Origin of the sequence: Streptomyces sp. NPDC018833 (genome assembly GCF_044390825.1) — a bacterium.
GTDB lineage: Bacteria > Actinomycetota > Actinomycetes > Streptomycetales > Streptomycetaceae > Streptomyces.
In genome coordinates this window covers 1-1,635 of record NZ_JBIRZM010000044.1, presented here as the reverse complement: position 1 = coordinate 1,635, position 1,635 = coordinate 1, and the positions used below count along the sequence as shown (strand labels likewise).

The following is a 1,635-nucleotide window of genomic DNA, read 5'->3' as shown; positions in this document are numbered from 1 at the left end:
CGATGCGGAGGTCACCGTGCTGACCGTCGGTCCCGAGGATGCCAAGGACGCGCTGCGCAAGGCGCTGTCGATGGGTGCGGACAAGGCCGTCCATGTCGAGGACGACGATCTGCACGGCAGTGACGTGATGGGCACCTCGCTGGTGCTGGCCAAGGCGATCGAGAAGACCGGTTACGACCTGGTGATCTGCGGTATGGCCTCCACCGACGGCACGATGGGTGTGCTGCCGGCGGTCCTGGCCGAGCGCCTGGGTGTCCCGCAGGTGACGCTGCTGTCGGAGGTCGCGGTCGAGGACGGCACCGTGACGGGTCGTCGTGACGGTGATACCGCCTCGGAGCAGCTGGAGGCGTCCCTGCCGGCCGTGGTGTCGGTGACGGACCAGTCGGGCGAGGCGCGTTACCCGTCGTTCAAGGGCATCATGGCCGCCAAGAAGAAGCCGGTGGAGTCCCTGGACCTGGAGGACCTGGACATCGACGCCGAAGAGGTCGGCCTCGAGGGTGCCTGGACCAAGGTCGACTCGGCCGCGGAGCGTCCGGCCCGCACCGCCGGCACGATCGTCAAGGACGAGGGCGAGGGCGGCAAGCAGCTCGCGGAGTTCCTCGCGAGCCAGAAGTTCATCTAAGGCTTCGGCCACCAACCGCCCCCTTCATACTTCGCAAGCAGGAGAGAAGAAGTCCCATGGCTGAAGTTCTCGTCTACGTCGACCACGTGGACGGTGCCGTCCGCAAGCCCACCCTGGAGCTGCTGACGCTGGCGCGCCGTATCGGCGAGCCCGTTGCCGTCGCCCTCGGCGCCGGTGCCGGGAGCACCGCGGCCGCGCTCGCCGAGCACGGCGCGGTCAGGGTGCTGACCGCTGACGCCCCCGAGTTCGCCGAGTACCTGGTGGTGCCGAAGGTGGACGCGCTGCAGGCGGCGTACGAGCAGGTGTCCCCGGCCGCCGTGCTGGTCCCCTCCTCCGCGGAGGGCAAGGAGATCGCCGCCCGTCTCGCGGTGCGTATCGGTTCGGGCATCATCACCGACGCGGTCGACCTGGAGGCCGGCGCCGAGGGCCCCGTGGCCACCCAGTCCGCGTTCGCGGCCTCCTTCACCACCAAGTCCCGTATCACCAAGGGCACCCCGGTGATCACGGTCAAGCCGAACTCGGCGGCTGTGGAGGCCGCTCCGGCCGCCGGCGCGGTCGAGGCGCTGTCGGTGTCGTTCTCCGAGAAGGCGACCGGCACCAAGGTCACCGCGCGTACTCCGCGTGAGTCGACCGGCCGTCCCGAGCTGACCGAGGCCGCGATCGTGGTCTCCGGCGGTCGTGGTGTCAACGGTGCGGAGAACTTCGCGGTCATCGAGGCGCTGGCCGACTCGCTCGGTGCCGCTGTCGGTGCCTCGCGTGCCGCGGTCGACGCCGGCTGGTACCCGCACACCAACCAGGTCGGCCAGACCGGTAAGAGCGTGTCGCCGCAGCTGTACATCGCCTCCGGTATCTCCGGCGCGATCCAGCACCGCGCGGGCATGCAGACCTCGAAGACCATCGTGGCGATCAACAAGGACGCCGAGGCCCCGATCTTCGACCTCGTCGACTACGGCGTGGTCGGCGACCTCTTCGACGTCGTCCCGCAGCTGACCGAAGAGGTCAAGACCCGCAAG

The 1,635-nt window shown here is 69.5% G+C and carries 2 protein-coding genes; both read left to right on the top strand.

What is annotated here, in order from left to right; translation table 11 throughout:
• On the top strand, positions 1–622 hold a 622-nt coding region (locus ACH5AF_RS35315), incomplete at its 5' end, for an electron transfer flavoprotein subunit beta/FixA family protein (RefSeq protein WP_398907644.1).
• A 56-nt stretch (positions 623–678) separates the two neighbouring features.
• A partial coding sequence (locus ACH5AF_RS35310; protein ID WP_398907643.1) for an electron transfer flavoprotein subunit alpha/FixB family protein occupies positions 679–1,635 on the top strand: 957 nt, incomplete at its 3' end.